Source organism: Bauldia sp. (assembly GCF_020442045.1).
Taxonomy (GTDB): domain Bacteria; phylum Pseudomonadota; class Alphaproteobacteria; order Rhizobiales; family Kaistiaceae; genus Bauldia.
This window is the reverse complement of sequence record NZ_JAGRLA010000138.1, coordinates 1-26,718: the sequence shown is the minus strand read 5'-3', so window position 1 is coordinate 26,718 and position 26,718 is coordinate 1. Positions and strand designations below refer to the sequence as shown.

Genomic DNA, 26,718 nt, shown 5'->3' with positions numbered 1-26,718 from the left:
GCGGGACAGGGCGGGTTAGCCGCAGGCGTAACCCGCCGCAGCCGGTGCGGCTGGCGGTGCCGGTGGCGACGGGGCGCAATGGCATGGACACGACCTCCTCTCCCGGTGGGGGAGAGGATACGGGCGCCTTGATCGCCGGAGGCGATCCCAGGCGGCGTCGGTGAGGGGTTATGGAGGGAGACGGCGCGCGTGAAACGCCGACTGTCATCCCCGCCCCCGATCAGGTCGGGGGCAGGCCCGGCGGGGATCCGGTAGCCGAGGGTCGCGCCCCGTCCGGCGGCGGCGTCGGTTACTGGTTCCCCCTCCCTCGGGCTTCGCCCTCGCCGGGGATGACAGGGGTGGCCTCCGCGGCGGGCCGGTACCGCGCGGGCGCACGAGCGGGGTAGGGCGGGTTAGCCGCAGGCGTAACCCGCCGCAGCCGGTGCGGCTGACGATGCCGGTGGCGGATTACGCTTCGCCAATCCGCCCTGCGGCGGTCGCGTTTCCCCATGCCCCAATTGTCGACGTCGCCGGGGAACGATCCCCGGGGTCAAGCCCGGCCATGACGTGGTGTGTGGGGCATGCGTTGCGCTTCACACCCGCTCGTTACCACGCCCCCTCCACCGCCTTCGGCGGTCCGATCAAGTCGGGGACGGACCATGCGCAGCATGGTGGAATGGGGCGTAATGCTGTCGCCCTAAGCGTTGCGAGGCAGGTGGAGGGGGCGCTTCAGCCGGCCTGCGTGTCAGGGGCGGATGACGACCATCGCTACCAGACAGATCAGAACTTGGCGCCCTTGAGGAACTCGGCGAGGCGGGCGGACTTCGGGTTGCGCAGCACCTCGGCCGGCGGGCCGGCCTCGGCGATGCGCCCCTGGTGCATGAAGACGACCTTGCTCGAAACGTCGTGGGCGAACTTCATCTCGTGGGTGACGAGGAGCATGGTCATGCCGTCCCTGGCGAGGTCGGTGATGACGTTCAGGACCTCGTTGACGAGCTCCGGGTCGAGGGCGGAGGTCACCTCGTCGAAGAGCATCAGCTTCGGCGCCATGGCGACGGCGCGGGCAATGGCGACGCGCTGCTGCTGGCCGCCCGAGAGCTGGCCCGGATAGGCGTCGCCGCGATCGCCGAGGCCGACCCGGGTGAGCCAGTGGGCCGCGATCTCCTTCGCCTCGGCGGCCGGCATCTTCCGGACCTTGACGAGACCGAGCATGATGTTGCGCGAGGCGGTGAGATGCGGGAACAGGTTGAAATGCTGGAAGGCCATGCCGGTCATCGCCCGCTGGGCGGCGATCTGGCGCTCCGGCCGCCGCACCCGCCGGCCGTTCTGCGTCCGGTAGCCGATCTGGTCGCCGTCGATCGCGACGACGCCATCCTGATAGTCCTCCAGGAGGTTGATGCATCTGAGCAGGGTCGTCTTGCCCGAGCCGCTGGAGCCGATGATGCTGGTGACGTCGCCCCGCTCCATCGTCATGTCGATGCCCTTCAGCACCTCGAGCTTGCCGAAGGTCTTGTGCAGGTTTTCGATTCGGAGCAGCGGTTCTGTCACGGCGGGCCTCAATCTGGGATGGCGACGCGACGTTCGAAATAGCGCCCCGCCCTTTCGATCGCGAAGTCGACGATGAAATAGAGGATGCCGGCGAGGAAATAGAATTCGAGCGTCATATAGGTGCGCGAGATGATCTGCTGGATGGTCAGGAGCAGCTCGACCACGCCGATGATCGACAGCAGCGTCGACGCCTTGACGATCTCGGTGGCGGTATTGACCCAGGTCGGAAGGATCTGCCGCATCGCCTGCGGCATCAGGACGTAGCGGAAGATCTGGGGAAAGGTCAGGCCGATCGACCGGGCGGCTTCCGTCTGGCCGACGGGAATCGCCTTCAGCGCGCCGCGGACGATCTCGCCGACATGGGAGGAGCAGAACAGGGCGAGCGCGAAGGTGCCGGCCTGGAAGGGCGTCAGATCGACCCCGGCGACCGACAGGATGTAGAAGCAGGCGAGGATCAGGACGAAGACCGGCGTGCCGCGCAGGAAGTCGGTATAGATGCGGATGACGAAGCGGACGACGATGTTGCCGTAGGTCAGCAGCACGCCGATCGCGACGCCGAGGATCGTTCCGAAGAAGATGGCGATCGCCGAGATCAGGATCGTCCGGCCGAGGCCGGCGAGGATGAGATTGCGGGATGCCCAGGCCTGATCGAGGAATGCGGCGAAATCCATGCGGCTACCTCGGGATCGCCAGCCGATGCTCGACCCGCCGCAGGATCTCGGCGAGCACGTAGCAGGTTATGACATACATGAGGCTGGCGACCATCCATGTCTCGATCACCCGGAAGGTCTCGACGTTGATCTTGCGGGCATAGAAGGTGAGCTCGGGCACCGCGATGGCGGCGGCGAGCGAGGTGTCCTTGAACAGCGAGATGAAGTTGTTCGACAGCGACGGCAGGACGTTCCGCCACATGACCGGAATGGTGACGTAGCGCTTGGCCTGGAATTCGGTCAGGCCGATCGACAGCCCCGCCTCGCGGAGGCCGGGCGGCAGCGCCACCAGCCCGGCGCGGAACACCTCGGTGAGATAGGCACCGGCATAGACCGAGAGCGACAGGACGAAGGACTCGATCTTGCCGAGGCGGACGCCGAGCTGCGGCAAGGCGAAGAAGGTGAAGAGGATGATGATCAGGATCGGCGTATTGCGGATGGTGGTCACGTAGACCGATGAGACCGTCCGCAACAGCCGGCGTCGCGAGATCATTCCGAAGGCCGCGAGGAGACCGATGACGCAGCCTATCGCGATCGACACCATCGCCAGGGCCAGCCCGAGGGCCAGCCCTGAGAGCAGCAGGTCGAAGTCGCGCCAGACCGCGGCGAAGTTGAAGTTGTAATCCACTTCGCGACCTTCGAGGAATGCTACCTATACTCGATCGGGAAGCCGATCTGCGGCGGGTCGAGATCGACGCCGAACCACTGCTTGAACGACGCGGCATAGGTGTTGAACTCGACGCCGGTCATGGCCTCGTGGAACACCGAGTTGACGAAGTTCAGCCAGCGCTGCTCGCCGGGCTTGACCGCGCAGCTGTAGCTCTGCGGGTTCCATCCGTATCCGGCATCCTTGTAGCGTCCGGGCGACTGGGTCATGAACCAGGCGAGCGACGACTGGTCGGTCGCGGCGGCGTCGGCGCGGCCGGAATTCAGTGCCTGATACATCAGGTCGACGCTCTCATACTGGTCGACGGTCGCCTCGGGCAGCGCCGCGTGGACCATGTCCTCGGCATAGACGTTCTGCAGGACCGATACGGTGACGTCGCCACCGGCGGCCTTGAGCGCGTCATAGTCCGCGAATTCGCCGTCGGCCATCAGCAGGAGCCCGACACCTTCCCGGTAATAGGGGATGGTGAACTCGACCTGCTGGGCGCGGCCGGCGGTGACGGTCATGAACTGGCAGGTGATGTCGACCTTGTCGGTCACCAGGTTCGGGATGCGGGCGTCGCCCGACTGGTTGACGAACTCGATCGCTTCGGGGTCGTCGAAAAGCCCCTTGGCGACCAGCTTCGCCATGTCGATGTCGAAGCCAACGAGATTTCCTTCGGCATCCTGGAAATGCCATGGCGCGTTGGTGCTGCCGGTTCCGACGATCAGCTTGCCGCGATCGAGCACCTCCTGGAGCTTGTCCTGGGCTTGCGCTCCGTAGGCCATCGCACATGCGGCGAAGGCGGCGAGGGAGGCGATTTTCAGCTTGTTCGGCATCTCAGGGTTCCCTCTCTTGTTTCCAATATATTGGAAATCATTTCAGTATATCGGAAGCGAGACTATGAGCGGGTGGCCGCGGGAGGTCAAGTGCGGGCGGCCAAGGCGGCCGTCCGGTCCTTCGGCCGACGCTGGTGCCGGGGCGGAGGCTTTCGGGAGTGGTCGCGACCGGCGGCGCGCGCCCGGCTTCCGGGCCGGCGGTTATGGTATTAGGGTGACGCGATGACCGACCGCCGACAACGGAGCGCCCGATGACACGTCTCCTGCCTGTTGCCGTAGCCGCTCGCCTTGCGCTCGTCGCGATGCTCACCGCGATGGCGCTGATGCCGATACGGCCGCTCCGCGCCGAAGACATGCGGGCCGAGGGCGAGATGGCGGTTGAGGCCTGGATCAACGCGGTCGTCTCCGGCGACCGGGAGCGGATCGCGGCGATCCTCGCGCCCGAGTTCCAGATCCAGCGCTCCGACGGTTCGGCCTATGACAAGGCCGGCTACCTTGCCAGCGAGCTGCCGCGCTTCCCCGAAGTGCCCGAGATGAGCGGGCTGGTCGTGACCGGCGATGGCGGGCTTCTGGTCGCGCGCTACGTGCTGACGACCGGCGGCGTGCTCCCCGACGAGTCGGAGGAGAGGAAGGCGCCGCGGCTCACCGTGTTCCGCAGGGACGGCGACATGTGGCTGGTCGTCTCCCACGCCAATTTCGCTCCGGTCAAGAGGTGACCGCGGCGGAAAGGCCGGCATTGCCGGATGAAAGAAGAGTGACGCGGACGTTTCCGTCCGCGCCACCCCAAACACCCTGAAGACCGAGGGGGCGGAAAGCCTTCAGGGCGATTCTGCCGGCCGCCGGGATGCGCCGCCGGGAACCTGTGGTGGGGCTACCAGCCCCACTGGACGGTCGTGCCGACCTTGCCGGTGCCTTTCTGAACGACGTTCGCCCTGGTCTTCTTGCCGAACTGGAAGAGGCCGTAGGCGTTGTTGTTGCCGTTCTGCGTGAGCGTGCCCTTGTGGCCGCTGCCCTGCTGGTGGACGAGGCCGAAATTGCCCGAGCCGTTCTGGGCGAGGCCGGCCGAGTTGTTCTTGCCCTTCTGCTTGATGCCGCCGTTCTTCATGCCGTCGAAGGCGGCAAAGAGCTGGAGGGTCGAAGAGAGCGCCCTGGCCTGTTTCGCGTCGCGGGGAATGTAGGTGAAGGAGACGGAGCCGCCGGCGGCGGCCGGCGTGGCGAAGGACGCCGCACCGATCATCACGGCGGCGACGGCGGCGACGAGGGTGCGGGTTGTCCTGGCCATCATCGTGATTCTCCTGGTTCGCTTGGCGGTGCCGGGTCGCCCAGCCGATGAATGCGACTATGGGGGAGACGCCCTGAACCCGATCGGAACCCGCCATTCATCCGGGGTTAAGGGCCCGGCCGCGCTTCCGTGCGATTGGCGTGGGGGGCGGGCCCCGGCGGTGGCGGCGCGACAAGAAAAGCGGACGAGAAAAAGGGGCCCCCCGGGGGGAAGGGGCCCCTTGATCTGACTCGTCCTCTCGCGGGGGCGGGGAGGGAGGGAGGGTCAGATTGCGCCGCCGACGCGCTCCGCGCATTCGAGCGTTTCGCCGTCGACGGTGACGGTCAGGCGGGCGTCGTAGATCGAACCGTTGTTGCCGAGCATGACCTGGCCGAGTGTCGCGGTCTCGCCGGCGAGGAGGGCGAAGTCGCCGCCCTGGCTGATATTGGCGCTGCCGCCACCACCGGCATTGTGGATCGCGAAGCTGTAGGAGCCGGCGATGTCGAGATCGGCGGAGACGCGGCCCTGCAAGGTCAGCATGCCGCCGCTCGAGCCGGCGTTGATGAGGCAGCGGACCGGGGCATGGGCACCGCGGGAGGCGCCGGTATTCTGGTCGATCGAGGCGGCGGGGCTCGCCGCGCCGAGGGCGGCGCCGATCGCGCCGACGCCGAGCATCAGCGGTATGGCGCGGGCGGCGAGGCGCCTGGTGCTATCGAACATGGATCTCACTCCTGATATCTCTTTTTCGAGCGGGGCCGGGAAGCGCACTGGCGGGCAACGCTTCCCGGCCGGCCGAATCCGCGCTTGCCGCGGATCAGTTGCAGGTCTGGACGAAGGCGGCGACGTTGCCGTGGCCGGCCTGGATCACGTTGGCGTCGCAGCCGTTGCCGACCTGGACGCCGGCGGCGATGTTGCCGTTGCCGTCCTGGGAGATGATGGCGTTGTGGTTCGAGCCGAACTGGCCGATGCCGGCGGCGTTGCGCTTGCCTCTCTGGAAGGTGTCGCCGTAGTTGTTGTAGCCGTCCTGGCCGATCGCCGAGGTGTTCCGCTTGCCGTATTGCTCGGCAATACCGGTGTTCCAGGAGCCGTTCTGATGGATGCCGATCCTGTTCTTCTTGCCGACCTGGTTACCGCCGGCGCTGTTCGACCAGCCCCATTGCTGGATCTTGATCTTGCCGGCCATGGCGGGCGCCGAACCAAGGCTGAGGATCGCGACGAGGGCGCTGCCGATGAGGAACTTGCGGGTCATGCTTCCGTCTCCTTGGTTGTGCGGTGAGCCACGCGCTGGATACGGTCACAGGTTTAAGGGCCCGGCCGGGAACCCTGGCTGAACCCGTCATTCATCGGCCGTTCACCGACTTGAAGCGGCGACCGGGCGGCGTATCCTGAGGCGGTCACCGGAGTAGATGCCGATGAGCGGCACCGACGAAAAGACAGTCACCAAGACCCGGGTGAAGGTCGAGAGACCGCGCCTGCACAAGGTGATCCTGGTCAACGACGACTACACGCCGCGCGAGTTCGTGATCATGGTGCTCAAGGCGGTCTTCTCGATGAGCGAGGACCAGGCGGCGCGGGTGATGATCACCGCCCATACCAGGGGGACCTGCGTCGTCGCCGTCTATACCGCCGAGATCGCCGAGACCAAGGCGACGGAGGCGACCGATGCCGGACGAAGCGCCGGCTATCCGCTGCTCTTCACCACCGAGCCCGAGGAATAGGCGACGACGGCTTCCGGCCGCCGGCTCGCGTCTTCGGCGGCCGACAACAGCGCGGCGAGGACGTCCTCGCGCTCCTCCGGCGTCAGGGTCTTCGAGCCGAAGAGCTTGATGTTGCGCAGCCCCTCGACGGCGAGGAAGGCGACCATCATCGCGGTGGGGTCCGAGGCCTCGGCACGGAGCCGGTCGAGCAGCCGTTTACGGAAGGCGTGGATCGGCTCGAGGAAATCGGGATCTTCCGCCATGGCGGCGAAAATCCAGGCCGCCGCCGGCTGGGCCGATTCGCATTCCTTCGCCGAGAGCCGGACATAGGCGGCGAGCAGGCTTTCCTCCTTGTCGGGGCCAGAGGCGGCATCAAGCGCCTCCTCGAACTCGCCGAGATAATCCTCGACCAGTCCCTGCATCAGCTTCGCCTTGGTCGGGAAGTTGTAGAGGAGGCCGCCCTTCGAGACACCGGCATGGCGCGCCACCGCGTCGAGCGAGAAGCGGACGGGGCCGGACTGCCGCGCGAGATCGGCTGCGGCGGCGAGGATCTTCTTTCGTGAACTGGGTCTGTGGCCGGCCATGATGTCCTCCGCGGGCCATCGGTATAAAGGCAATTGACATTACCGTCCAGACGGTACAGTAAGCTAAACGTAAGAGACAGCTTGGTATCACCAGCAGGCTGGTATCGCTTTGGTGAGGCGCTGGACGGACCCGGCCGCCGGAAGCCGCATTTCGGGGACCGACACTTGATCAAGCGCTTCATCATCGCCTTCGTGCTGCTCGTCCTCGTCGCCGGCGGCATCGTCGGCTTCAACCTCTTCCGCGACCAGGCGATCAAGGATTTCTTCGCCGGCATGAAGCCGCCGCCGGTGACGGTTTCGACGGTGACGGTCGAGCCGATTACCTGGACGCCGGGAATCGACGCGATCGGCACGGTCGGCGCCGCCCAGGGCGTCGACCTGACGGTCGAGACGACGGGCGTGGTCGAGACGATCGACTTCACCGCCAACGAGCGCGTGGCCAAGGACAAGGTGCTGGTCCAGCTCGACGATGCCAAGGAGCGCGCCGACCTGGCGGCGGTCAAGGCGCAGGCGGCGCTCGACCAGCAGGCGCTGGAGCGGGCGCTCGAACTGCAGAAGCGCGGCGTCAATACCGACGTCACCGTCGATTCGGCACGGGCGGCGGCGACCGCTTCGGCGGCACAGGTGGCCCGCGCCCAGGCGGTCGTCGACCAGAAGCAGGTCCGCGCGCCCTTCGCCGGGACGATGGGTATCCCGCGGATCGAGGAAGGCCAGTATATCTCGCCCGGTACGAAGATCGCGACGCTGCAGGACCTCAGCACCATGCGGGTCGACTTCACGGTTCCGGAGCAGCGATTCAACAACCTGAGGATCGGCCAGCCGGTCACCTTCGGCCTGACCGCCGGCGACATGCCCTTCAAGGGATCGGTCACCGGCATCGACCCCAAGGTCGACCCGGTCAGCCGGCTGGTCTCGGTTCGCGCCGACATGACCAACCCGGAAGGGCGGGTCAATCCGGGGCAGTTCCTCCAGGTGCGGGTGATCCTGCCGACCGAGCAGGACATCATCGCCATTCCGCAGACCGCGCTGGTCTCGAGCCTCTATGGCGATTTCGTCTATGTGGTGCGCGAGGCGAAGGCGCCGGAACAACCGGCGCCGGCGGAAGCGGGCGCATCGGATGCCGTCGCGGCGGACGCCGAACCGGCGGCTCCGGCGGCGCCTTCGCTCGCCGCCTACCAGATTTTCGTCAAGGCCGGCAGACGGGCCGCGGGCATGGTTGAGATCACCGAGGGCCTGTCTGCCGGCGACCGGGTGGTGACCGCCGGCCAGAACCGGCTGTTCAGCGGTTCGCCCGTGACGATCGACAATACGGTCAACCCGCTTCCCGCCGCGGCGGCCGACCTTGCGGGCGGCAGCGACAAGGCGGGGGGCGACCGGGCCGGAGCGGCCGGCGAATGAACATTTCCGCCCTCTTCATCCGCCGCCCCGTCCTGTCGACGGTGGTGGCGATGCTGATCCTGCTGCTCGGCTTCCAGGGCATCTTCAACCTCACCGTCCGGCAGTATCCGGAGGTCGAGGAGACGGTGATCACCATCACCACCGTCTATCCAGGCGCCAGCGCCGACCTCATCCAGGGCTTCATCACCGCGCCGATCGCCGCCGCCGTGGCGACGACCGAGAACATCGACTACGTCACCTCGCAGAGTCGTCCCTCGTCGAGCACCGTGACCGTGCAGATGCGGCTCGGATCGAACCCGGATGTCGCGCTGACCGAGGTGATGTCGAAGGTGCAGGGCGTCCGCGGCCAGCTGCCGAGCGAAGCGGAGGACCCGGTCATCGTCAAGGGCACCGGGCGGCAGTTCGCGCTGATGTATCTCGCGATGCAGAACCCGAACATGACGGCCGAGCAGCTGACCGAATACATCAAGCGGGTGATCCGGCCGCGGCTTTCGACGGTCAAGGGCGTCGCCGAGGCGCAGATCCTCGGCGCGGCCGACTATTCGATGCGGATCTGGATCGATCCGATCAAGCTCGCGGCGCGCGGCATCACCGCCGCCGAAGTGCTGAACGCGATCAACGCCTCGAACTTCCTTGCCGCGCCGGGGAAGACCGAAAACGAGTATGTCGCCTACTCGATCACCATGCAGTCGACGCTCCAGACGCCGGAGGGATTCGCGCAGCTGCCGCTGGCGTCGACGGAGGGTGACGTGGTGCGGCTCGGTGACGTGGCCACGGTCGAGCTTGCGGCCAAGAGCACGGATACGATCGTCAGGTTCCGCGGGTTGCCGGGGACCTTCATCGGCGTCTTCCCGACGCCGGCGGCCAATCCCCTCGATACGGCGGCCGCGGTGATCGCCGAACTGCCGGAGATCCAGGCGAGCCTGCCCGAAGGCATGACGATCCGGCTCGTCTACGATTCGACCGAGACGATCAGCGCCTCGATCGACGAGGTCTTCAAGACGATCGCCGAGGCGGTCGCCATCGTCGTCGTCGTCATCCTGCTTTTCCTCGGCTCGTTCCGTTCGGTGGTCATGCCGATCGTGACGATCCCGCTGTCGCTGATCGGCGTCTGTTTCCTGCTCCTGATGATGGGTTATTCGATCAACCTCCTGTCGCTGCTCGCCATGGTGCTGGCGATCGGCCTGGTGGTCGACGACGCCATCGTCGTGGTCGAGAACATCCATCGCCATATCGAGGAGGGCCTGACGCCGATGCAGGCGGCCTTCACCGGGATGAGGGAGATCGCCGCGCCGGTCGTCGCGATGACGATCACGCTGGCGGCGGTCTTCGCGCCGCTCGCCTTTACCGGCGGCCTGACCGGCGCGCTGTTCCGGGAATTCGCCTTCACCCTTGCCGGCGCGGTGGTCATTTCCGGCTTCATCGCCCTCACCATCACGCCGATGATGGGCGCGCGGCTGCTCAAGGGCGGCGAGCAGGGGCGTTTCGCGGTGATCGTCGACCGGACCTTCGACTGGTTCTCGCGTCGCTACGAGAGGCTGGTCGCCGGGTCGCTCAAATACCGTCCGGTGACGTTGATGATCGTGGTCGTCCTGATGGGTGTCACCGCCTTCATGTTCGTCAAGACGTCAAGCGAACTCGCGCCGGAGGAGGACCAGGGCGTCCTCTTCTCGCTGGTCAATGCCCCGCGCTACGCGACGTCGAAATACACGGCGACCTACATGGAGCAGATTCGCGAGCTGACCAAGGACATCCCCGAGGTCGAGGCCGACTTCCAGGTGGTCGGCTTCGGCGGGGCCACCAATTCCGGCATCGCGCTCTGGGCCTTCAAGGACTGGTCCGAGCGGACGCGATCGCAGAAACAGCTGCAGGGCGACATCCAGGGCCGCCTGTCGAGGGTCGCCGGCGTCCAGGCCTTCGTCTTCGCGCCGCCGTCGCTGCCTGGAACGGGCGGCGGCCTGCCGATCTCGATGGTCATCCAGTCGATCGGCGACCCGAGCCAGGTCTACGAGGTGGCGGAACAGATCAAGCGCGAGGCCCAGGCGTCGGGCAAGTTCATCATCGTCCAGAATTCGATGGCCTATGACGCGCCGCAGGTGACGATCACCATCGATCGCGACCGCGCCGCCGCGCTGAACCTGCCGGTCCGCGACATCGCCACGACGCTCGGCCTCCTGGTCGGTGGTGGTTCGATCGCCCAGTTCGACCGCGATTCGAACAGCTATGACGTCATCATGCAGGTCAGCGAACAGTACCGGAACAACCCGCAGATCCTCGGCCAGTTCTATGTTCGCAGCGCGACCGGCGACATGGTGCCGCTATCGGCGGTGATCAACGTCTCGACCAATGCCTCGCCGGCGGCGATCGAGCAATTCAACCAGCTCAACTCGGCGACGATCTCGGCGCTGCCGCTGCCCGGCGTGACCACCGGCGACGGCCTCCAGACGATCGAGGATATCGCCCGGCCGCTACTGCCGGCCGGCTTCTTCATCGACTATTCCGGCCAGTCGCGTCTCGAAAAGACCGAGGGGAACACGATCATCATCGCCTTCGCGCTGGCGATCATCGTCATCTACCTGGTGCTCGCCGCCCAGTTCGAGAGCTTCCGCGACCCGCTGATCATCATGATGTCGGTGCCGCTGTCGATCTTCGGCGCGATCGTGCCGCTGAATCTCGGGCTCGGGACGCTCAACATCTACACCCAGGTCGGCCTGATCACGCTGATCGGCCTGATCACCAAGCACGGCATCCTGCTCGTCCAGTTCGCCAACCAGCAGCGACACGAGCACGGTCTCGCGCGCAAGGAGGCGATCGTCGCCGCGGCGAAGGTCCGGCTCAGGCCGATCCTGATGACGACGGCGGCGATGGCGCTCGGCGTGGTGCCGCTGATCATCGCCCAGGGCGCGGGCGCGGCGGCGCGTTACTCGATGGGCCTGGTGATCTTCACCGGCGTCCTGGTCGGGACGATGTTCACCCTGTTCGTGGTGCCGATGTTCTACACCTTCATCGCCCGCAAGGAGCTCACGCCGGAGCCCGAAATGCCCGCCGCCAAGCAACCGGCGCCGGTGCCGCAGGAGGGGTGAGCGGGTGGGAGCGCGGATGTCTTCGCCAATCGTTTACGCCGATCATACACCTCGCCTTAACCGGGCAGATGCTTCCTGACGCCCGGCTGAGGGAGATCGACCGACAATGCGTGACATGATCAGGCGGGCGTTCATCGTCCTCTTCGCGGTGATGGTATATGGCGCGGCCGGCGCCTGGCTCTCGTCGGTGGTGCCGGCGGATGCACAGAGCGAGCCGGCGGACCTCCAGGCCGACGCGACGAACGCGATCCAGGCGTTCCTCGGCGCGATCATGAGCGGCGAACCCGACAAGCTCGCCGCGGTCCTCGCGCCGGAATTCCAGATCCTCAGGGCCGACGGCTCGCGCCACGACGCCAAGTCCTATCCCGACAGCGAATTGCCGATCATCGCGGCGATGCCCGACATCGAGAAGCTGGTGGTGACGGCGGCCGGCGACAGCGTCGTGACCACCTATTACATCAACGTCAACGAGACGCGCGACGGCTCGGTGGTCGAGGCCTTCGCGCCGCGGATGACCGTCTTCCGCAAGGACGGCGATGAATGGCTGGTCGTCGCCCACGGCAACTTCGCCGGGCTCGAGCAGTAGGTTCAGGCGGCGGGTCAGTCCGCCATCGCCGCCGCCGGCGGGCCGGCCGCGGCATTCGGCTGAAACGGCTTGTGGCGGAGCAGCAGCAACAGCGGTGCCGCGCAGAGCGTGATGATCAGCATCAGCCTGAAATCGTCGACATAGGCGACCATCAGCGCCTGTCGGGTGATCTCGAGATTCATGATCGCCGCCGTCTGGACGCCGCCCGCCGTGACGAAGGACTGGGGATCGATTCCCGCCGCCGCCAGGTTGGGATTGAACGGGTTCATCCATTCGACCAAAGTCGCATGGACGATCTGGGCGTTGCTGGCCAGCGCCGTCGCGACGATCGAGATGCCGATGCTCGAGCCGAGGTTGCGCATCAGGTTGAACAGGCTGGTCGCCTCGGTGCGGTAGCGCGGATCGAGGGTGGCGAAGGCGACCGTCGAGAGCGGGATGAAGACGAGGCCGAGGCCGAAGCCCTGGATGACGCCCGAGGTGATCAGCGGCCATTCGTCCATGTCGAGCGAGAAGCCGGTCATCATCCACAGTGACGTTGCGGCGAGCATCAGTCCGGCGAAGACGAGCAGGCGCGGGTCGACCAGCCGGACGAGCCGGCCGACGACGAGCATCGAGATCATCGTGCCGATGCCGCGCGGGGCGAGCACCAGCCCGACGGTGACGACCGGATAGCCGAACAGGTTCTGCAGCATCGGCGGCAGGAGCGCCATGGTGGCGAGCAGGATGATGCCGATGATGAAGATGAAGGCGAGCGAGGCGGCGAAGTTCCGGTCGCGGAAGAGGACCGGCTCGATGAAGGGTTCCGGCGCGGTCACGGTGTGGACGACGAAGACCCATGCCGCGGCGATGGCGAGGCCGGCCTCGATCCACACCTCGGTGGAGGAGAACCAGTCGAGCTGCTGGCCGCGGTCGAGCATGAATTGCAGCGAGCCGACGGCGAGCGACAGCATGGCGAAGCCGAAGAAATCGAAGCGGCGGATGCGTTTCACGGTCTCCGGCATGAAGAGGAGGATGCCGAGGAAGGCGAGGATGCCGACCGGCACGTTGATGTAGAAGACCCAGCGCCAGTTGAGATGGTCGGTGAGCCAGGCGCCGATGGTCGGGCCGACGATCGGCGCGATCATGATGCCGGCGCCCCACATGGCCATCGCCTGGCCCTGCCGCTCGCGCGGGTTGATGTCCATCAGCACGGCCTGGGAGAGCGGTGCCAGCGCCGCGCCGAAGGCCCCCTGCATGACCCGGAAGACGACCATCTCCTCGAGCCCGAAGGCGGTGCCGCAGAGCGCCGAGGAGAAGACGAAACCGACGATGCAGGCCATGAACAGGCGCTTGCGCCCGAAATTGTCGGAGAGCCAGCCGGTAATCGGCGTCGCGATCGCGGCGGCGACGATATAGGAGGTCAGCACCCAGGTGATGGTGTCCTGGGAGGCGCCAAGGCTCGTCTGCATGTGCGGCAGGGCGACATTGGCGATGGTCATGTCGAGGATCTGCATGATCATCGCCGCCATGATGGCGACGGTGATCAGACCGCGATGCTTGACCTCGACGGCTGGCGCCGAAAGTGCCTGGGCGCTCATGTCTTCCGGTTCCCTCGGCGGAGGGCTCCTATGGCCGTTCGGCCGCGGCCGCCGCGCCCGGCCCGGTCGTGAGGTCGACGACCACCGAGGCGCTGAGGCCCATGCGGAGCGGCTCCTCGCCGATCGGGTCGGTGAACCTGATGCGGACCGGGACCCGCTGGACGACCTTCACCCAGTTGCCGGTGGCGTTCTGGGCCGGCAGCACCGAGAATTCGGCGCCGGTGCCGGCGCCGATGCTTTGCACCTCGCCGGTGAAGCTCCTGTCGGGCAGGGCGTCGACATCGATGGTCGCCTTGTCGCCGACGGCCATGCCGGCGAGGTCGGTCTCCTTGAAATTCGCCTCGACCCAGCTATGGCCGGTCTCGACCACGGCGAGGACCGGCGTCGCCGCCGTGACATACTGGCCGACCTGGAGCCGTTCCGACTGGGCGACGACACCGTCCGCCGGCGCCTTGACCTCGGTATTGGCAAGGTCGAGCGCCGCCTTGTCGCGAAGCGCCAGGGCGGCCAGCACCCGCGGATGGGAGTCGGTGGCTATGTCAGCATTGCCGCCGAGCGCCGAGAGCGCCGACTGGGTGCGCTGCCTGGCCTGGCTGAGCGCCTGCTGGGCGGTGTGGAGATCATTCTCGGCCGTGTCGAAGGTCGCCTGCGAGCTGACGCCCTTCTTCAGGAGGCCCTGCTGGCGGTCGAACTTCTTCTGGGCGAAGGCGACATCGTCCTCGGCGGTCTTCTGCTCGGCGACCGACTGTTCGTAGGCGGCGCGGAGCTGCTCGACCTGGAGGCGGGCGCTGGCGAGCGCCGCCTCGGCGCCGTCAAGGGCGATGCGATAGGGCTGCGGATCGATACGGAACAGGAGGTCGCCGGTCGCGACGTGGTCGTTCTCGCGGGCGGTCGCCTCGACGATGCGCCCCGACACGTCGGGGGTGATGGTGACCCGGTCCTGCTGGATGTAGGCGTTATCGGTCGAGACGCTGCCGCCGCTGGTCAGCCACAGCCATCCGCCGACGAGGAGGAGAAGCACCGGGACCGCGGCCATGATCACGTAGCGGCGGCGGCCCGGCGGCTGCTTGTCGGCGGCTGGCCGGCCGAGGGCAGCGGAAGGGGCTGCCTGCGGCGGGGCGGTCATCGGAGGCGGCGCCGGCGCGCCTGGCTGGACGGCCGGTGGCGTGCCCCGCGCCTTCATCTCGATGACGTCGTTCTGGGAGGGCTCTGCGCTCATGACACGGCGACCCTGGGGGCGTTGGTTGACAACAGATGGGCTGGCTCACCGTCCTTGCCGGTGAGGTTGTTGCGGATACGCATGAGGGAGTCGGACAGCCGCTCGATCTCCTCTTCAGAGATTCCCTCGACCGCATCATTCATGATCCCGGCGGTGAGGGAGCGGAATTTGGCGATCAGCGGCCGGGCCTGCTCGGTCAGATAGAGGCGATGGGCGCGGCGATCGGTGGGGTCGCGGCGGCGTTCGGTCAGCCCGGCCGCTTCCATACGGTCGAGCTGGCGGCTGAGCGTGATCGGCTCCATGTCCATGTATTCGGCGAGCGTCGCCTGGTTGGTGCCCTCGCACCGCGCAAGGTAGGCGAGCACCCGCCACTGGGCGCTGGTGAGGCCGATGGTCTGGGCTTTCTGGTCGAGCTGACGGCGCATTAGCCGCGAGACGTCATGGACGAGCATGCCCAGGTGTTTTGCCGGCGAGATGTTATCCATGGGCAAGCATATAATAAGGAAGCTTATTATGTGCAAGCTCAATTATGGCCGGCATGCCGGTTGTGCACGGCGGGAAAACCCCCATGTTCCGGACCCGCGGCGCCCGTCCGGCACCGGTCGGTGGCATGCGCGCTCTGCGGGGTGGCGTTTCGCCGCCAAAGACTGTATCGATCCGGCCGATTTCCCTCGTTTTTCGAAGACATCATGACCGACGCGACCAAGCCGACCGTCTATCCGCCCGCCGACGCCAGCCCGAGCTTCCCGAAGCTCGAGGAGGCGATCGGCAAATGGTGGGTGGATCACGGGATTTTCCAGCGCTCGATCGACCGGCGCCGCGACGAGGGAGCCGACGAGTTCGTCTTCTATGACGGCCCGCCCTTCGCCAACGGCCTCCCGCATTACGGCCATATCGTCACGAGCTTCGTGAAGGACCTCGTGCCGCGCTACCAGACGATGCGCGGCAGGCAGGCCGAGCGGCGCTTCGGCTGGGACTGCCACGGCCTGCCGGCGGAGCTTCATTCGGAGACCGAGCTCAAGCTCTCGGGCCGCACGGACATCCTTAAATACGGCGTCGCCCGCTTCAACGAGCATTGCCGCACCTCGGTGATGCAGTTCCGCGGCGAATGGGAATATTACGTCAACCGGGCGGCGCGCTGGGTCGATTTCGAGAACGACTACCGGACGATGGACCTGACCTACATGGAATCGACCATGTGGGCGTTCAAGCAGCTCTGGGACAAGGGGCTGGTCTACGAGGGCTTCCGGGTCGTTCCCTATTCCTGGGCGGCGCAGACGCCGCTGTCGCATTTCGAGACGCGGCTCGACAACTCCTATCGCTCGCGGCAGGACCCGGCGCTGACGGTGACCTTCACGCTGCATCCGCGCGAGGGCGAGACGATCACGCCGAAGCTGCTCGCCTGGACGACGACGCCCTGGACCCTGCCGTCCAACCTCGCGCTGGCCGTCCATCCCGAAGCCGATTACGCGCTGATGGAGCACCAGGGCGAGCACTGGATCCTCGCCGATGCGTCGCGGGCGCACTATGCCAAGGAGCTCGAGGACTGGGTCAAGGTCGGCAGCCTGAAGGGCGCCGAGCTGATCGGCCGGCGCTACCAGCCGCTCTTCCCCTTCTTCGCGGAGACCGATCCGGCCTTCGTCGTGCTCGGCGGCGAATTCATCGAGCTCGGCGAGGGCACCGGCGTCGTCCATATCGCGCCGGCCTTCGGCGAGGACGACATGGCGGTGGCGCAGGCCGCCGGCATCCCGGTCGTCGACCCGGTCGACTTCGAGGGCAACTTCACCGGCGCCGTGCCGCCCTATGCCGGCATGAACGTCTTCGACGCCAACAAGGACATCATCCGCGACCTGAAGAGCGAAGGCTCGGTCGTCCGGCACGAGACCTACGAGCACAACTATCCGCATTGCTGGCGGACCGACCAGCCGCTGATCTACAAGGCGATCCCCTCCTGGTACGTGAAGGTCACCGCCTTCCGCGACCGGATGGTCGAGCTCAACCAGGCGATCACCTGGGTGCCGGAGCACGTCAAGGACGGCATCTTCGGCAACTGGCTCGCCAATGCGCGGGACTGGAACATCGGCCGCAACCGCTTCTGGGGCGCGCCGATCCCGGTGTGGAAATCGGACAATCCCGAATATCCGCGGATCGACGTCTATGGCTCGCTCGACGAGATCGAGCGGGATTTCGGCGTGCGCCCGACCGACCTGCACCGGCCCTATGTCGACGACCTGACCCGGCCAAACCCGGACGACCCGACCGGCAAGTCGATGATGCGCCGGGTCGAGGACGTGCTCGACTGCTGGTTCGAGTCGGGCTCGATGCCCTTCTGCCAGGTGCATTACCCATTCGAGAACAAGGAGTGGTTCGACAGCCACTTCCCCGGCGACTTCATCGTCGAATATGTCGGCCAGACGCGGGGCTGGTTCTACACGCTGATGGTGATGTCGACGGCGCTGTTCGACCGGGCGCCGTTCCGCTCCTGCATCTGCCATGGCGTCGTGCTCGACGAGAACAAGCAGAAGCTCTCCAAGCGGCTGAAGAACTATCCGGACCCGGTGGAGATGTTCAACACCCACGGGGCGGACGCGCTCAGGTGGTACATGATCTCCTCGCCGCTGCTCGGCGGCGGCGACCTCGCCATGCCGCGCGACGGGCGGGCGATCGGCGATGCGGTGCGCCAGGTGCTGCTGCCGATCTGGAACGCCTATTCCTTCTTCACCCTCTACGCCAATATCGACGGCATCAGGGGGAAGATGATCACCACGGCCGAGGCCGACCTCGACCGCTATATCCTCGGCAAGACCGCCGAGCTCGTCCGCAACGTCGAGGCGGCGATGGACAAGCTCGACCTTGCCGGCGGCTGCGCCGCGCTGCCGGGCTTCATCGAGGCGCTGAACAACTGGTACATCCGCCGCAGCCGCGAGCGCTTCTGGGCGTCGGAGCAGACCGCCGACAAGCAGGCGGCCTATGACACGCTCTACACGGTGCTGGTGACGCTGACCCGGACGATGGCGCCGTTCCTGCCCTATCTCACCGAGACCATCCACCGGGCGCTCTGCGAGGGGACAAGCGTCCACCTGCAGGACTGGCCGGATGCAAGCGCCTTCGCGGTCGATGAGGCGCTGGTCGAGCGGATGGACCTCGCCCGCGCGGTCTGCTCGGCGGCGGCCTCGATCCGCACCGCGAAGAACCTCAGGAACCGCCTGCCGCTCCGCGGGCTGACGGTGGCGCATCCGAGGCACGCGACGCTCGCGCCGCTCCGCGACGTCATTGCCGAGGAGGCGAACGTCAAGGAGGTGGTCTTCGCCGACGATCCCGCGGCGTTCGGCTCCGAGGTGCTTTCGGTGAACTCCCGCATCCTCGGCAAGCGCCTCGGCAAGGCGATGAAGGACGTGCTGGCGGCGGCCAAGGCCGGCGACTGGAAGCCGGTCGGCGGCGGCGCCGTCGAGGTCGCGGGTCAGGTGATCCAGGCCGACGAATACGAGCTCCGTTTCCGCGCGACCGAGGGCCTCGACGCGACGAGCTTCGATTCCTCCGCAGGCGTCGTCGTGCTTGACACCGAGGTCGACGCGGCGCTCGAGCAGGAAGGCCTTGCCCGTGACTTCATCCGCCTCGTCCAGGTCGCGCGCAAGGATGCCGGGCTCAACGTCGCCGACCGCATCCGCATCGAGGTCAGGGCCGGCGACACCGCCAACCAGGCGATCGCCGCCCATCTCGAGACGGTGAAGCAGGAGACGCTGGCGACCTCCTTCGACGCTTCCGAAGCCCCGGCCGGCTTCGTCTCGGAGGCCAAGCTCGGCGACGAGCCGATCGCGATCGGGGTGGCGCTGGCCGGGTAGGGCCGCCCTCAGGCCAGATTCCGGTGACGGGCGGTCCGAGCCGTCCGAAAGGCCCGCCGCCGCGCAGCGGGCCTCTGGCTCACGCCTTGCGGCCGATCAGCCCCCAGACCGCCGGAACCGCGAGGGCGACGAGCGCGATCTTGAGAAGCTCGCCGAGGATGAAGGGCTGGACGCCCCACTGCCAGGCGAAGGCCATGCCGGGGCCGACCTGCCCGTTGGACAGGTGCGCGAAGCCGGCGAACCAGGCGAAGCCCATCGCCATCATGATCACGTCGGCAACCAGAATGGCCGCGGCGAGCTTCGGGATCGAGCGCGACCAGCCGCGATCGGCGGCGAGGCCGACGACGAAGGCGATGACGATGAAGCCGATCAGGAAGCCGCCCGTCGGCCCGAGGAAATAGGCCGGGCCGGCGGCGAGCGGCGGCGTGTTGGTGAAGACCGGCAGCCCGACGAGGCCCTCGGCGAGATAGGCGACGACGGTGGCCACCGCCAGCCGCGATCCGTAGGCCGCGGCGATCGCCATGACCGCCAGCGTCTGCAGGGTGATCGGCACCGGCCAGAAGGGAACCTTGATCTTGGCGGCGATGGCGATGAGCAGCGTGCCGGCAAGCACCAGGAGGATCACGCCGACCGCACGGGCAATGCCCTCCGGCAGAAAGGTTTCGGCGAGGGCGGCGCGGCCCGATCCGTTCGATGGCATGGACATTCCGAGGTTCCCCGATCGTCGTATTCCGAAGCGTCAGCTATAGAAACAATGTTGCGCCGCGACAAGGCGGCGAATGTCAATTCTGCTTTGCGCCGGCGGTCCGGGCTGGTTACACAGGCAGGCGTGAACGCACGCGAAGCAAACCTGTTCAGCATTCTCACCGCGGCGCCCGTCGTCCCGGTTCTCACCATCGAATCGACCACGGTGGCGGTTCCGCTTGCCCGCGCCCTGGTGGCCGGAGGGCTGACCGCGATCGAGGTGACGCTGAGAACCGCCGCCGGGCTCGACTGTATCCGGGCGATCGCGGCCGAGGTCGAGGATTGCGATGTCGGCGCCGGCACGGTGCTCGATACGGCGCACCTCGAACAGGCGATCGAGGCGGGGGCGAAATTCATGGTGAGCCCCGGCGCGTCGCCCCGGCTCGTCAGCGCCGCGAAGGAGGCGCCCATTCCCTTCCTGCCCGGCGTCGCGACGGCGGGCGAGGCGATGACGCTGGCCGAGGAGGGGTTCCAGGTGCTCAAATTCTTCCCCGCCGAGCCGGCCGGCGGAGTGAGCTACCTGAAGGCGCTGTCGGCGCCGCTGCCCGGCATCCGGTTCTGTCCGACGGGTGGGGTCGGGCCGAAAAACGCCGCCGAATACCTGGCTCTTGGAAACGTGATTTGTGTTGGCGGATCATGGGTTGCGCCGGCCGACGCGATTAACCAGGGCAACTGGACGCGGATCACGTCGCTGTCCCGGGAAGCCGCCCTGATCGGGCGGAATCCATAAAAACCATTTCAAGTCCAACGTTTACGTTGTGCAGAGCAGAATCGAAAATTCTTGCCTTTGTCACGATATGCGGCCATATGAAGCATGTTCGGGCACTTTGCACCCCGGAGACTGGAAAACTGCGCGAGGATAAAAACCCCTCGCTGATCCCGAGCAAGCTCGGGGGGTCGTGATAAGACGCTTATTCCTTTCCCCGATACCAAGCTGCCGTTCATGAATGGATGCGGAGGCCGCATCCGACTGACACCTAGGGAAAAGGATCCCAGTAATGCGCCAGACTGGCACCGTGAAGTTCTTCAACTCGTCCAAAGGCTTCGGCTTCATCACCCCGGAAGGCGGTTCGAAGGATGTCTTCGTCCACGTGACCGCGCTCGAGGCTTCGGGCATCAGCCATCTCGCCGATGGCCAGCAGGTGACTTTTGAAGTCGAGCCTGACCGGATGGGCAAGGGGCCGAAGGCCGTTCGGCTCGAGCTCGTCTAAGCCAGCCTCTTCAAGCGTGCGGCCGCCAGGCCGCGGGCGACAAGGACAAGCAAGGCGCCGCCGGTCTTCCGGCGGCGTTTGTTGTTTGGGGGCGAGGAAATCCGGAGCCGGGGGACTTTTGAGGCGCGGTGGCGCCGGGAGACGACGCCAGACGGCAGAAAGGCGTCGCTCAGGTTGCCCCAACCGACGCCTCCCTGTCAGGCCATCCGGTCCGACTGCGCTGCCAAAGGCGCGCTGTCTTCCCTTCCGGGCTGAGTGTCCGGTCCGCGGCTCACATCGCTGCGAAACGCTTTCCGTCCACCACCACTTGAGCCTTTCGGCCTCCGCGGCGCCCGTCGAACGGTTGAACCGCCGTTCACGGGAGCATCGGCCCGCTTCCATTCATGCGCCACATCGCTGCAGCCCACTCCTCGAAACGGCTCCGCGGGGCATTTCCGGTCAGATCGGCTTGCACCAACCCTTCCGCACGGTCCGCTCTGAACCGGTCTCGATCGTCCGCTTTGCCCTTCCGGACTCGACCGGCCCTTTGCAGTGACAGGATGGTGCCTCATCTTCCCTCGCCGGCATAGCGCGGAGTCGCCGTCGTGGGATTACCGGGGATTACGGGGACCGAGCGAGATTGGCGATGGCGCGGCGGCGAATCAGGGCGCCGGGTTCCGGTGGCGTGATCGTCATCCGGGGCGTGGCGCCTGGCCGAGGGATCGGCCGCGGGCGTCCCGGCGGGCCTCATGCGAAGCGGGCGATCTCCTCGAAGTCGAGGCGCGGGCTGCGCGGGAAGAGCTTCTCGTCGTCGCCATAGCCGATATTGACCAGGAAGTTCGACCGGAAAGTGGTTCCGGCGAAGAATTCCGCATCGACCCTGGCGTTGTCGAAGCCGCCCATCGGACCGGCATCGAGGCCGACGGCCCTCAGCGCGAGGATGAAATAGGCGGCCTGCAGCGTGCCGCTCTGTTTCGCCGTCGATTCGATGAAGGCGTCGTTGCCGACGAACCACGAACGGGCGTCGGTGTGGGGGAAAAGCTTCGGCAGCTTGTCGTAGAAGGCCATGTCATAGCCGACGATGGCGGTCACCGGGGCGGACATCGTCTTGTCGCGGTTGCCCTCGGCGAGCGCCGGCTCAAGCCGTGCCTTGGCCTCGTCGCTCTCGACGAAGACGATGCGGAGCGGCGACGTGTTGGCCGCCGTCGGTCCCATCTTGGCGAGCTCGACCGCCTCCTCGAGCAGGTCATGCGGCACCGCCTCGTCGAGGAATAGGTTGTGGGTGCGGGCTTCACGGAAGAGGCTATCCAGCGCTTGTCCGTCGATTGGCCCCCGCACGTGGCGTGCGGATTCGAAATCCGCGGTCTTCAGGATCTGGTTCATCGGTCCCATCTCTTGTCATCGAAGGGCACCAAGGCCCCGCCGAAGACAAAGATGGGCCGCTTGATCTGTCAGTGAAATTGGCCAAATACTGTTTGATATCATCAGTTGGGGTGATAGTTCATGCTCGATGCGTTGACCCTCGACCAGCTTCGCGTGCTGGTCGCCGTGGCCGAAAACGGCAGTTTCTCCGCCGCCGCGCGCAGTCTCGGCCGTGTCCAGTCGGCCATCAGCCAGTCCGTCCAGTCACTCGAGAACGCCCTTGGCACGCCGCTCTTCGATCGCCGCGGCCGGGTGCCGAAGCTCAACGACGCGGGCCGGGTGATCCTCTCTGACGCGCGGCGGCTGCTCGGCGAGGCCGCGACGCTGAAGGCGCGGGCCGAGAGCATCGTCAACGACATCGAGGCGGAGCTGACGCTCGCGGTGGACGTGATCTTTCCGATCGAGGTGCTGACCGCGTGCCTCAAGGATCTCGCCGAGACCTTCCCCAATCTGCCGGTCACCCTGTTCACCGAAGGTCTCGGCGGCGCCGAACAGCGGCTGCGGGACGGGACGGCCCGGCTCGGCCTCTATGTTCCGTTCGGGATCGCGGGCGAGAACCGTGAAATGGAATTCCTGGTCAGCATCCCGACGGTGCCGGTCGTCGCGGCCGGCCATCCGCTCGCCGCCATCGAGGGGCCGGTCGACCGCGAGGCGCTGGAGCAGTCGCTGCAACTGGTGCTGACCGACCGGACCCCGGTTTCGGAAGGCTTGAGCGGCGGGATCATCAGCCACCGCACATGGCGCTTCGCCGACCAGACGACCCGGCTCGACTTCCTGCTCGCCGGATTCGGCTGGTGCCACATGCCCCGGCACATGGTGCGCTGGGACATCGCCGCCGGCCGGCTCAAGGAGCTGGAGCTGAAGGAGCGGACGCGGAACGAATTCCCGATCCACGTCATCCACGAGCGCGGCCGCCCGCCGGGGCGCGCCGGGCGCTGGCTGATCGACCGCATCCGGCAGCGGCTGCCGGAATGCGTCGGCCGCGGCGCCCTGCCGGCGGCGGCCCTGTCGGCCCCCCTATCAGTCAAACCGATGGACCCGATCGGAATTTAAGCACTTCGCGAATGGTTCCCGCTGCGAAAGAGTGACCGATCAGGGGATATCCGGGGAGCCTCCCGCCGCCGGATCCCCGGAACGGATCGGAGAGCGGAATGCTGAATATCGCGGTCATCCTCGGCAGCACGCGCGAGGGACGCTTCGGCGAGAAGCCGGCGCGCTGGATCTACGGGGAACTGGCAAAGCGCAAGGGGGTCGAGCCGGCCTTCATCGACCTGCGCGACCACAAGCTGCCCTTCTTCAACAAGGCGATGGCGCCGGGCTATATCAAGGAGCCCTACGGGGACGAGGCGGTCGCGCGCTGGACCCAGGCAATCGGCGCGCAGGACGGATTCGTCGTCGTCGCGCCCGAATATAACCGGAGCGTCGGTGGCGAGATGAAGAATGCCTTCGACTGGGTCTACCGGGAATGGAACCGCAAGGCGGCCGGCTTCGTCGCCTATGGCTCGGTCGGCGGCGCGCGCGCCGTCGAGCATATGCGCCTGATCGCGATCGAATTGCAGATGGCGCCGATCCGCCACGGCGTCCACCTGCCGATGGATCTCTACATGTCAATGGTTGGCGAGGAGGCTCCCGTCGACCCGGCGCTCTTCGCCCCGGTCCGGCAGATGGCCGATACGATGCTCGACCAGCTGGTCTGGTGGACCGGCGCGCTCAAGGAGGCACGCGACAGGGACGAGGTGGCGGAGGCGGCCTGACCCCGCCGCTTCGCCGCCTCTGCCCTGACGCGGCGGGCTGACATCGGCTATCGTCCCCGTCCTATGCGTCCGACGCTGCGGGGAGGATGCCGCGTGCAGACCCATCGTCCAATCGCTCGGGAAGGCCGTGCCCCGCTTCACGCCGGCGAGGCGGGCGACGCCTATTGCGCGCCCGCGGCGCGGCCCTACGTCCTTGCGGCGACCATCCTCGCCTCGTCGATGGCCTTCCTCGACGGAACCATCGTCAATATCGCCCTGCCGACGATCCAGCGCGGCCTCGGCGCTGACATCACCAGCCTGCAATGGGTGGTGAACGGCTACCTGCTGATGCTCGGCGCGCTGATGCTGGTCGGCGGCGGACTTGGCGACCGGATCGGGCGGCGCCGCGTCTTCAGCGCCGGGATCGTCGTCTTCGCCCTCGCCTCGATCGGCTGCGCGCTGGCGCAAGACGTCGGGGTGCTTGTCGCCGCGAGGATCGTGCAGGGTGTCGGCGCGGCGCTGCTGGTGCCGCAAAGCCTGGCGCTGATCTCGGCGAATTTCCCGAAGGCGATCCGCGGGCGGGCGATCGGGACATGGGCGGCCGCCTCGGCAATGACGACGGCGCTCGGCCCGGCGATCGCCGGGCTGCTGATCGACGCCTTCTCCTGGCGGATCGCCTTCTGGATCAACATTCCGGTCGCGGTAGCCGCGATCTGGCTCACCGGCCGCTACGTGCCGGAGAGCCGTGACGAGACGGCGCGCGGGGCGGTCGACTGGCCGGGCGCGACGCTCGCGGTCGCAGGCTTCGGCGCGATCACCTACGGGACCATCGCGATCGGCGCGGAGGACGGCGGGTGGCTCGCCGGCGCCGGAGCCGTCACCGCCGGGATCGTCCTCGTCGCCTTGTTCGTCCTTGCCGAGCGGCGGGCGGCCAATCCGGTGATGCCGCCGGCGCTCTTCCGTTCACCGGTCTTCACCGGCGGCAATATCGTCACCATCCTGCTCTACGGCGCGCTTGGCGGATCGATGTTCCTGCTGCCCTTCGACCTGCTGGCGCGACGGGGCCTGACGACCGCTGAGGCGGGGCTCACCATCCTGCCGGTCGGGGTGATCATCGGGCTGATGTCGCGCTGGATGGGCGGCCTCGCCGACAGCTACGGCCCACGCCCTTTCCTGGCGGGCGGTCCGTTGCTCTTCGCCCTGGCCTGCGTGGTGCTGGCCCTGACGCCCGACAATTACTGGCTCGGGGTCCTCGCGCCGATGGTCGCGCTGGCGATCGGCCTCGGGATTCTCGTCTCGCCGCTGACCACCGCGGTGATGAATGCGGTGCCCGAGGGACGGCAGGGCGCCGCCTCCGGAGTCAACAACGCGGCGAGCCGGCTGGCCGGCGTCTTCGCGATCGCCATCGTCGGCGCGGTGGCGAGCCTGGTCTACGGCGCCAGGGCACCAGCCGGGGCGCCACGTTTCGGTATCCTGCCGGCGCCGGATGACGCATCGAGGACGGCGACCGAGGCGGCTTTCCTGTCAGGCTATGCGTCCGGAATGGGCATCGTCGCGGCGTGGGCATTGCTCGCCGCGATCGCCGCCTGGATCACGATACCGAAAGAGGGGACGCCCCGCCGGAACGGGCCTCAATCCGGCGCCCATCGAGAAGAATAGCCGGCTAAAAGTCTTCGTATGCCGCGATCCGTCCGGTTGTCGCCGTTGCGACGCCTACTCCGCCGCCGTCGCGTTGTGGTGGCGGGCGAGGAAGCCGGCCATGCGGACCATGGCGCGCTGGATGTTCTCCGCCGAGTTGGCATAGGAGACGCGGACATAGCCCTCGCCGAGGATGCCGAAATCCGGGCCGCCGATGATCGCGACGCCCTCGTCCTCGAGCATGGTCTTCGCCAGCTCCTTGGCCTTGAAGCCGGTCTTCGTGATGTTCGGGAAGGCGTAGAAGGCGCCCTTCGGCACGATGCAGGAGACGCCGGGGAGCTTGTTCAGCTCCTCGACCACGATCTTCCGGCGCTTGTCGAATTCGGCGACCATCTCGGCGACCGAATCCTGCGGACCGGTCAGCGCCGCGAGCCCGGCATGTTGCGACGGGGCGTTGACGCAGGACCAGGCGTTGACCGCGAGCTTGCGCATCTTGTCGTAGAGGCTGTCCGGCCAGATCGACCAGCCCATCCGCCAGCCGGTCATCGCATAGGTCTTCGACCAGCCGTCGAGGAGGATGAGGCGGTCGCGGATCTCGGGATAGGTCAGGAGCGAGACGTGGGCGAGGCCGTCATAGGTCATCTGGCCATAGATCTCGTCGGAGAGGATGGCGACGTCGGGCCAGTCGGCGAGGCCGGCGACCAGCTTGTCGATCTCTTGCCTGGGGGTGACGCCGCCGGTCGGGTTCGCCGGCGAATTGAGGATGATCAGCCGGGTCTTCGGCGTGATCAGGGCAAGGGTCTCCTCGGCCGAGAAGGCGAAGCCGTTCTCCTCGCGGATCGGGATCGGGATGGGATTGGCGCCGGTGAACTCGATCATCGAGCGGTAGATCGGAAAGCCGGGGTCGGGATAGAGGATGTCGGCGCCGGGCTCGCCGAACATCAGGATGGCCGAGAACATCGTCACCTTGCCGCCGGGCACGATCATCACCCGGTCGGGCGAGACCTCGACGCCGGTGCGGC

General features: G+C 67.0%; 25 protein-coding genes. 11 read left to right on the top strand and 14 right to left on the bottom strand.

Annotation, left to right across the window (positions count from 1 at the left end):
* Positions 1 to 759: 759 nt before the first annotated feature.
* The 4 genes from KDJ86_RS15665 to KDJ86_RS15650 are packed head-to-tail and all read right to left on the bottom strand — an operon-like array spanning position 760 to position 3,722.
* Positions 760 to 1,527, bottom strand: coding sequence for an amino acid ABC transporter ATP-binding protein (locus KDJ86_RS15665; protein ID WP_291747858.1), 768 nt, complete (start codon positions 1,525 to 1,527; stop codon positions 760 to 762).
* Between the two features lie 8 nt (positions 1,528 to 1,535).
* Positions 1,536 to 2,198: an amino acid ABC transporter permease gene (locus tag KDJ86_RS15660; protein ID WP_291747856.1), complete on the bottom strand. Its 663-nt coding sequence runs from the start codon at positions 2,196 to 2,198 to the stop codon at positions 1,536 to 1,538.
* Between the two features lie 4 nt (positions 2,199 to 2,202).
* Positions 2,203 to 2,865 (bottom strand): amino acid ABC transporter permease, encoded by a 663-nt coding sequence (locus tag KDJ86_RS15655; protein ID WP_291747854.1) that lies wholly within the window; start codon positions 2,863 to 2,865, stop codon positions 2,203 to 2,205.
* Positions 2,866 to 2,885: 20 nt separating this feature from the next.
* A complete protein-coding gene (locus KDJ86_RS15650) occupies positions 2,886 to 3,722 on the bottom strand; it encodes a transporter substrate-binding protein (RefSeq protein WP_291747851.1) in 837 nt (278 codons plus the stop codon).
* A 251-nt stretch (positions 3,723 to 3,973) separates the two neighbouring features.
* Here KDJ86_RS15650 and KDJ86_RS15645 point away from each other — a divergent pair, with 251 nt between their 5' ends.
* Positions 3,974 to 4,438: a nuclear transport factor 2 family protein gene (locus KDJ86_RS15645; RefSeq protein ID WP_291747848.1), complete on the top strand. Its 465-nt coding sequence runs from the start codon at positions 3,974 to 3,976 to the stop codon at positions 4,436 to 4,438.
* 155 nt (positions 4,439 to 4,593) lie between these two features.
* Here the strand turns inward: KDJ86_RS15645 and KDJ86_RS15640 are convergent, their stop codons facing one another.
* The 3 genes from KDJ86_RS15640 to KDJ86_RS15630 form a co-directional block, all read right to left on the bottom strand.
* Entirely contained in the window at positions 4,594 to 5,004 is a 411-nt protein-coding gene (locus tag KDJ86_RS15640; RefSeq protein WP_291747846.1) for a curlin, read from the bottom strand.
* A 264-nt stretch (positions 5,005 to 5,268) separates the two neighbouring features.
* On the bottom strand, positions 5,269 to 5,703 hold the full coding sequence (csgH, locus tag KDJ86_RS15635; RefSeq protein WP_291747843.1) for a curli-like amyloid fiber formation chaperone CsgH: 435 nt from the start codon (positions 5,701 to 5,703) through the stop codon (positions 5,269 to 5,271).
* 94 nt (positions 5,704 to 5,797) lie between these two features.
* Entirely contained in the window at positions 5,798 to 6,232 is a 435-nt protein-coding gene (locus KDJ86_RS15630; RefSeq protein WP_291747840.1) for a curlin, read from the bottom strand.
* Positions 6,233 to 6,395: 163 nt separating this feature from the next.
* Here KDJ86_RS15630 and clpS point away from each other — a divergent pair, with 163 nt between their 5' ends.
* Positions 6,396 to 6,701, top strand: a complete 306-nt coding sequence (clpS, locus tag KDJ86_RS15625; RefSeq protein WP_521085302.1) for an ATP-dependent Clp protease adapter ClpS — start codon at positions 6,396 to 6,398, stop codon at positions 6,699 to 6,701.
* Here the strand turns inward: clpS and KDJ86_RS15620 are convergent.
* Positions 6,665 to 7,264, bottom strand: a complete 600-nt coding sequence (locus KDJ86_RS15620) for a TetR/AcrR family transcriptional regulator (protein ID WP_291747834.1) — start codon at positions 7,262 to 7,264, stop codon at positions 6,665 to 6,667. The two genes, clpS and KDJ86_RS15620, sit on opposite strands and share 37 nt — an antisense overlap.
* 165 nt (positions 7,265 to 7,429) lie before the next feature.
* On the opposite strand from KDJ86_RS15620, the gene KDJ86_RS15615 reads away from it, so the two are divergent.
* The 3 genes from KDJ86_RS15615 to KDJ86_RS15605 all read left to right on the top strand — a co-directional run bounded on the left by KDJ86_RS15615 (position 7,430) and on the right by KDJ86_RS15605 (position 12,331).
* The gene (locus KDJ86_RS15615; protein ID WP_291747831.1) at positions 7,430 to 8,662 is read left to right on the top strand and encodes an efflux RND transporter periplasmic adaptor subunit; all 1,233 of its coding nucleotides are present in this window, start codon (positions 7,430 to 7,432) and stop codon (positions 8,660 to 8,662) included.
* Positions 8,659 to 11,745 carry an efflux RND transporter permease subunit gene (locus KDJ86_RS15610; RefSeq protein ID WP_291747828.1) on the top strand — a complete coding sequence of 1,029 codons (3,087 nt, stop codon included), beginning with the start codon at positions 8,659 to 8,661 and terminating at the stop codon, positions 11,743 to 11,745. The genes KDJ86_RS15615 and KDJ86_RS15610 overlap by 4 nt, the downstream gene beginning before the upstream one ends.
* Positions 11,746 to 11,851: 106 nt before the next feature.
* Complete coding sequence (locus KDJ86_RS15605; protein ID WP_291747826.1) at positions 11,852 to 12,331, top strand: nuclear transport factor 2 family protein; 480 nt, start codon at positions 11,852 to 11,854, stop codon at positions 12,329 to 12,331.
* A gap of 14 nt (positions 12,332 to 12,345) precedes the next feature.
* Here the strand turns inward: KDJ86_RS15605 and KDJ86_RS15600 are convergent, their stop codons facing one another.
* Genes KDJ86_RS15600 through KDJ86_RS15590 form a run of 3 tightly spaced genes read right to left on the bottom strand, consistent with a single transcriptional unit; the run spans position 12,346 to position 15,612 of the window.
* The gene (locus KDJ86_RS15600; protein ID WP_291747822.1) at positions 12,346 to 13,908 is read right to left on the bottom strand and encodes a DHA2 family efflux MFS transporter permease subunit; all 1,563 of its coding nucleotides are present in this window, start codon (positions 13,906 to 13,908) and stop codon (positions 12,346 to 12,348) included.
* A 28-nt stretch (positions 13,909 to 13,936) separates the two neighbouring features.
* The gene (locus tag KDJ86_RS15595; protein WP_291747819.1) at positions 13,937 to 15,127 is read right to left on the bottom strand and encodes an HlyD family secretion protein; all 1,191 of its coding nucleotides are present in this window, start codon (positions 15,125 to 15,127) and stop codon (positions 13,937 to 13,939) included.
* The gene (locus tag KDJ86_RS15590) at positions 15,124 to 15,612 is read right to left on the bottom strand and encodes a MarR family winged helix-turn-helix transcriptional regulator (RefSeq protein WP_291747816.1); all 489 of its coding nucleotides are present in this window, start codon (positions 15,610 to 15,612) and stop codon (positions 15,124 to 15,126) included. Before KDJ86_RS15590 ends, KDJ86_RS15595 begins: the two co-directional genes overlap by 4 nt.
* Positions 15,613 to 15,816: 204 nt before the next feature.
* Between KDJ86_RS15590 and ileS the strand changes: the two genes are divergently transcribed.
* Complete coding sequence (ileS, locus tag KDJ86_RS15585; RefSeq protein WP_291747813.1) at positions 15,817 to 18,969, top strand: isoleucine--tRNA ligase; 3,153 nt, start codon at positions 15,817 to 15,819, stop codon at positions 18,967 to 18,969.
* Between the two features lie 79 nt (positions 18,970 to 19,048).
* Here ileS and KDJ86_RS15580 read toward each other — a convergent pair whose 3' ends face one another.
* Positions 19,049 to 19,675 carry a biotin transporter BioY gene (locus KDJ86_RS15580; RefSeq protein ID WP_291747810.1) on the bottom strand — a complete coding sequence of 209 codons (627 nt, stop codon included), beginning with the start codon at positions 19,673 to 19,675 and terminating at the stop codon, positions 19,049 to 19,051.
* A 123-nt stretch (positions 19,676 to 19,798) separates the two neighbouring features.
* Here KDJ86_RS15580 and KDJ86_RS15575 point away from each other — a divergent pair, with 123 nt between their 5' ends.
* The gene (locus tag KDJ86_RS15575) at positions 19,799 to 20,443 is read left to right on the top strand and encodes a bifunctional 4-hydroxy-2-oxoglutarate aldolase/2-dehydro-3-deoxy-phosphogluconate aldolase (RefSeq protein ID WP_291747807.1); all 645 of its coding nucleotides are present in this window, start codon (positions 19,799 to 19,801) and stop codon (positions 20,441 to 20,443) included.
* A gap of 268 nt (positions 20,444 to 20,711) precedes the next feature.
* Positions 20,712 to 20,924, top strand: a complete 213-nt coding sequence (locus KDJ86_RS15570; RefSeq protein WP_291747804.1) for a cold-shock protein — start codon at positions 20,712 to 20,714, stop codon at positions 20,922 to 20,924.
* 726 nt (positions 20,925 to 21,650) lie between these two features.
* Here the strand turns inward: KDJ86_RS15570 and KDJ86_RS15565 are convergent.
* Positions 21,651 to 22,286, bottom strand: coding sequence for a malonic semialdehyde reductase (locus KDJ86_RS15565; protein WP_521085301.1), 636 nt, complete (start codon positions 22,284 to 22,286; stop codon positions 21,651 to 21,653).
* A gap of 120 nt (positions 22,287 to 22,406) precedes the next feature.
* Between KDJ86_RS15565 and KDJ86_RS15560 the strand changes: the two genes are divergently transcribed.
* From KDJ86_RS15560 to KDJ86_RS15550, 3 genes are all read left to right on the top strand, one after another.
* Complete coding sequence (locus KDJ86_RS15560; RefSeq protein ID WP_291747801.1) at positions 22,407 to 23,378, top strand: LysR family transcriptional regulator; 972 nt, start codon at positions 22,407 to 22,409, stop codon at positions 23,376 to 23,378.
* Between the two features lie 98 nt (positions 23,379 to 23,476).
* Positions 23,477 to 24,079: an NADPH-dependent FMN reductase gene (locus KDJ86_RS15555; RefSeq protein WP_291747799.1), complete on the top strand. Its 603-nt coding sequence runs from the start codon at positions 23,477 to 23,479 to the stop codon at positions 24,077 to 24,079.
* A 93-nt stretch (positions 24,080 to 24,172) separates the two neighbouring features.
* The gene (locus KDJ86_RS15550; protein ID WP_291747796.1) at positions 24,173 to 25,717 is read left to right on the top strand and encodes an MFS transporter; all 1,545 of its coding nucleotides are present in this window, start codon (positions 24,173 to 24,175) and stop codon (positions 25,715 to 25,717) included.
* Positions 25,718 to 25,771: 54 nt separating this feature from the next.
* Here the strand turns inward: KDJ86_RS15550 and KDJ86_RS15545 are convergent.
* Positions 25,772 to 26,718 (bottom strand): pyridoxal phosphate-dependent aminotransferase (locus tag KDJ86_RS15545; protein ID WP_291747794.1); only part of this gene is annotated, 947 nt, incomplete at its 5' end.